This is a genomic window from Rhabdaerophilum sp. (genome assembly GCF_046092605.1).
GTDB lineage: Bacteria > Pseudomonadota > Alphaproteobacteria > Rhizobiales > Beijerinckiaceae > Rhabdaerophilum.
On record NZ_JBJTDY010000023.1, the window covers coordinates 1 to 4,874 of the forward strand.

A 4,874-nucleotide genomic window follows, 5' to 3' on the forward strand; every position below is an offset into this window, starting at 1 on the left:
TCAAGCGTCGGCACCAGCTTCTCGATGGAGGCGATGACGATATGCACGCGCGGCAGGATCTGCGTGAGATCGCCATTGCCTTCGTTCGTCACGATGACCGAGGAACCGGTTTCCGCGATGAGGAAATTCGCGCCGGTGATGCCAACATCGGCCGCGAGGAACTTTTCGCGCAGCATGGTGCGCGCTTCCGTGAGGAGCGAGCGCTTCTCGGTGAGGTCGCGGTTCGGATCAAGCTGCGTATGGACGCGGCGGAAATCCTTCTCGATCTGGTCCTTCGTGAGATGGACCGCCGGCGCGATGATGTGGCTCGGCGTCTCTCCCCGGAGCTGGATGATGTATTCGCCGAGATCGGTCTCGACCGGCACGATGCCCGCGGCTTCGAGATGGGCATTGAGCCCGATCTCCTCGGAGATCATCGACTTGCCCTTGGTTACGGTGCGAGCGCCGACCTTGCGGCAGATATCCAGCACGATGCTGCGCGCCTCGGCGGAATCGATCGCGAAATGAACGTGGCCGCCGCTGTCTTTCACCTTGGCTTCGTAACGCTCGAGGTAGAGGTCGAGATGGGCGAGCGTGTGGTTCTTGATCTCTCTCGCGCTCTCGCGCAGGGCCTCGAATTCCGGCAGGGCGTCGACCGCCTTCACGCGCTTGTCGATGAAGTTCTGCCGCACATTCTTCAGCGCGCGCGGCACCGAGCCATCGGCGATGGCCTTGCTCGCATTGTCCTTGAAGCTGTGGGAGGTGGGATGCACGCTCATGAGGAGGCTCCCGTTTTTCCAATGGACGGCCGGTCGGTCATGTCGGCCAGCACTTCCGCCACATGCCGCACCTCGACCTCCGAGCCCATGCGCGAGAGCTTGCCCGCGATGTTGAGCAGGCAGCCGAGATCGCCGGCCAGCAGGGTCTTCGCACCCGTGGCATTCACGTTTGTCGCCTTTTCGGTGGCGATCTGATCGGAAATCGGGCCATATTTCACGGCAAAGGTGCCGCCGAACCCGCAGCACACTTCCGCATCCCTGAGTTCCACCAGTTCAAGCCCCTCCACGGAGCCGAGAAGCTGTCGCGGCTGGCGCTTGATTCCCAGTTCGCGCAAGCCCGAGCAGCTGTCGTGATAGGTGCAGGAGCCGGAATGCTTCGCCTCGACCGCCATCACGCCCAGAACCTCCGTGAGGAAAGAGACCAGCTCATGGGTCTTGCCGGCCAGATTCTGCGCGCGGATCGCGAGACCCGGATCATCCTCGAAGAGTTCGGGGTAATGCTTCGCAATCATGCCGCCGCAGGAGCCCGAAGGCACGACCACGTAATCATAGCCCTCGAAGGCCTCGATCATCTGCAAGGCAAGATCGCGTGCCGTGCGCCGATCGCCCGAATTGAAGGCCGGCTGGCCGCAGCAGGTCTGCGATGGAACTTCCACCGCACAACCGGCCTTTTCCAAGAGCTTCGCGGCGGCGAAACCCACGGAGGGGCGCACGAGATCGACGAGACAGGTGGCAAAAAGCGCAACTCTTGGCCGGCTGGCCGGTTTGGGCATCCCCATGGATCGATCCGACACTCACCATCCGGGCGCCAGCGCCCGTCTCCCTTTGGTGCAACGGCCCGTTTTCCCTGGCAGGATCGGTCCGTTCTCCCTTGTATTTAGGCTTCCGGCACCACTGGCGGCAAGCGCATAAAAGGCGCATCCTGCCGGAAGGCCCTGCTTGCCGCGCATGGAGGGGATCTCAGACCAGCATGTCCGCCTCGCTGCCGAAGCTCCCGCATGATGCCCTTCGCCATGGCGAGGCCGAGCCGCCGGCTGGCCTCGGCACGCCGCTGGCCGATCTCGGACAAAGGCTGCAAAATACGGGATTCATATGGTTTTTTGCTGATCTCACGCATCTCCCTCCGGCGCTCTGCCCGGCCATGCCGGAGGAGGAAGAACAGGCGCGAATGCTGCCGGCAGGCCTGGCACGCGACGGCTGGCTCGCCCGGCGACGGCTGGCGCGGCAGGTGGTCGCAGAGGCGCGCGGGGTGAACCCGACCGATGTGGGCGTGGCGACAGATGTTCGGGGGCGCCCGGTTCTGGAGCGCGCCGGCCTCGGATTTCACGTCTCCTTTGCGGCCCGCGAGGCGCTGGCGCTGATCGGCATCGCCGATCGGCCGATCGGCATCGATCTTGAAATCGAAGTGCCGGACCTCGTCATTCCATTGAATGTCCTGCGGGAAGACGAGCGCGCCTGGCTCGCCGCGCAACCCGAGGCGTTGCGCGCTTGCGGCTTCCTACGAATCTGGACGGCCAAGGAAGCGATCGTGAAGGCGGTCGGGCAAGGTTTTCGCCTTGCGCCCGAGCAGATCATTCTTCCCGCACTTTCCGGCGGAGATGTGGATATCCGCAATTTGGCGAATTCAGGCGAAAATATGGCGGATTATCCTGAGCAGATCCGGTTGTCGATCTTGACGCGCGAGGCGCTTCGCGTGTTTGTCTCGCGATCGGATGGGGAAGCGCGCGGGGAAACGCGGGGCGTGAGCATTGCAGTGGCACAATCCACTGCGCGAGGACCGGCCACCCCGCTACGCCAACAGGGATAGAATGACCATGGAATGGATTACGCCTTATCTGGCGCCGCTCTTCAAGATCATCTGGATCGATCTCCTGCTCTCGGGTGACAATGCCGTGGTGATCGCGCTGGCCTGCCGCGCGCTTCCGCCGGAACAGCGCCGCATGGGCATGATCCTCGGTGCCGGCGCAGCGATCGGCCTGCGCATCATCTTCGCGATCTTCATCACCTACCTGCTCAACGTGCCCTTCCTGAAGGTGGTGGGCGGCCTTCTGCTGCTATGGATCGGCGTGAAGCTGGCCGTGGGCGAGGATGAGGACGCCCATAGCGTTGAATCGAGCGATAATCTCTGGCGCGCCGTGCGCACCATCGCGATTGCCGATGCCGTGATGAGCCTCGACAATGTTCTCGCCATCGCGGCGGCGGCGGGCGGCAATATCTGGCTCTTCGTCTTCGGCCTTCTCCTGTCGATCCCGTTGATCATCTTCGGCTCGCAGCTTCTCTCGACCCTGATCGACCGCTTCCCCGTCATCGTCTGGGGCGGCGCGGCGCTGCTCGGCTGGATCGCCGGCGAGATGCTGGTGACGGACCCGATCGTGATGGATTGGATCAAGGCCCTGAACCCCGCTTACCTGACCACCGTGCAGGAATCGGACGGTCATGGCGGGATGGTGTCGAAGATCATGCCGATCGCGGTCATCTTCTACGGGGCGGCCGTGGTCGGAGCGGCGGCGGTGCTGGGCATCGGCCACATCGTGAAAGGCCGGAAAACCGAAGCGGCCTGATCCGGCCGGCCATCGCTGCCAGATCATCGACCCGGGCTTCGGCCCGGGTTTTCTTGTTCGCCGATTCGCAACCGGGGACGAGGCGCAGGCATGTGCGCCCGGAACGGGGTCGGCCGGGAAAGTTTGGGGTGATGACGTGGCTTTTGGGAATGGTACAGTCGGGTGGACTTGAACCACCGACCTTCGGAGCCACAATCCGACGCTCTAACCAACTGAGCTACGACTGCATCCGGCGAGAGCCCTAGAGGCAAAACGCGACGATTTCAAGCATCTCTCGCGCACGAGATGAAAAAGCCGGCACGCGGATTTGCCACGCGCCGGCTCTGAAATGGCCTCTCGGCGCCTTAGCGGCGGAGCAGCAGGTTCAGCGAGGCACGCAGCGGTGCCGTCACGTCGTTGGCGACCTTGCCGGCCAGCGCAGCCACGTCCTTGCTGCGGCTCTGCGCCATCTCGATCTGAGCGACGAGGAAGCTTTGCTGCGCCGTGAGGAGTTCGGGCAGTGACTTGGTCGCGGCCAGCGTTTTTGCATGGTCGAGATGCGCCTGGGTCTGCGCCTTGGCGATCTCGAACAGTTTGAATCCCAGCGCGCGGGAGCCTTCCTGCGCAGCCTTCATGCTGTCTTCAAGCTGGCTCGTCGCCGTCTCGGCCATGGTTTTCACTTCGGCATACTGGCCGCGGAACGCCGTGATCGCCTTCTCGGTGCTGGCGCGAACATTCTCCTGAAGCACGGTGACGGGCTTGAGAACATCCATCGGCTTGGCCGGAGCGGCAGCAATGGGCACACGTTTTTCCATCTTGGGTGAGGAGGCGGGCTTGGGCGACGAGTCCTCCGCCTTCGGCTGGGTCGGGGTCGCAGCCTTCGGTGCTTCGACCTTGGGCGCCTCGACCTTGGGCACCTCGATCTTCGGCGCCTCGATCTTCGGCGCCTCGATCTTGGGCACTTCGACGGCCAGCGCAGGCTTGGTGGCAACTGGCGCGGTTTTCAACTGCGCTGGCTTTGCTTCCGGGCTCCTGGCCGCAGCCGGCTTCATTTCGACAGGCTTGCTTTCCACGGGCCTTGCCTCAAGCCTGGCTTCCAACGGCTTTGCAACAGCGGGAGCAACGGGTGCTGCCACCTGGGCCGGCACGGGCGGGTAGGGTGCGGGGGCTGGGGCCGCCGACTTGGAACCGCCAACGGGCGGCTTTTTGGAACTGGCCATGGTCTCTCTCCTCGTGCGAGGGCCCAACCGGGCTCAAAACGACAATCGATGATTAAAATCTAACACCGTCCATTGTGCGGCGCAACAATTATTGTGCGATGCAGCATAATCAATCCTCAACAAGGCGGAATGTTCCTGCGAGCACGCTTGACCGCCCCCCTCCCCTATGGCAAGCCGACGTTCCTGGCGTCGCTGTTGTAGCTCAGTGGTAGAGCACTCCCTTGGTAAGGGGCGGCTCTTGTGGCTTAAGTGGCTAAAAAGGTTGGGTTGAGTTTTCTGATTGGCGTGATAGGGTAACGTCTCGGGTTAAAATCGCTGCAGTAGCTCAGTGGTAGAGCACGTCATTGGTAATGACG

Annotated in this window: 5 protein-coding genes and 1 tRNA gene; 2 read left to right on the top strand and 4 right to left on the bottom strand. The window is 63.0% G+C overall.

What is annotated here, in order from left to right:
• Positions 1-758: LUD domain-containing protein (locus ACKODO_RS02425; protein WP_408981866.1), on the bottom strand; the 758-nt coding region annotated here is incomplete at its 3' end.
• A complete protein-coding gene (locus ACKODO_RS02430; RefSeq protein WP_408981867.1) occupies positions 755-1,537 on the bottom strand; it encodes a (Fe-S)-binding protein in 783 nt (260 codons plus the stop codon). The genes ACKODO_RS02425 and ACKODO_RS02430, both read right to left, overlap by 4 nt.
• A gap of 191 nt (positions 1,538-1,728) precedes the next feature.
• Here ACKODO_RS02430 and ACKODO_RS02435 point away from each other — a divergent pair, with 191 nt between their 5' ends.
• Positions 1,729-2,565 (top strand): 4'-phosphopantetheinyl transferase family protein, encoded by an 837-nt coding sequence (locus ACKODO_RS02435; protein ID WP_408981868.1) that lies wholly within the window; start codon positions 1,729-1,731, stop codon positions 2,563-2,565.
• Between the two features lie 7 nt (positions 2,566-2,572).
• On the top strand, positions 2,573-3,319 hold the full coding sequence (locus ACKODO_RS02440; RefSeq protein WP_408981869.1) for a TerC family protein: 747 nt from the start codon (positions 2,573-2,575) through the stop codon (positions 3,317-3,319).
• A 150-nt stretch (positions 3,320-3,469) separates the two neighbouring features.
• Here ACKODO_RS02440 and ACKODO_RS02445 read toward each other — a convergent pair.
• Both ACKODO_RS02445 and ACKODO_RS02450 read right to left on the bottom strand, forming a co-directional pair.
• Positions 3,470-3,546 (bottom strand) — tRNA-His (locus tag ACKODO_RS02445).
• A 117-nt stretch (positions 3,547-3,663) separates the two neighbouring features.
• On the bottom strand, positions 3,664-4,518 hold the full coding sequence (locus ACKODO_RS02450) for a phasin family protein (RefSeq protein WP_408981870.1): 855 nt from the start codon (positions 4,516-4,518) through the stop codon (positions 3,664-3,666).
• Positions 4,519-4,874 lie beyond the last annotated feature (356 nt).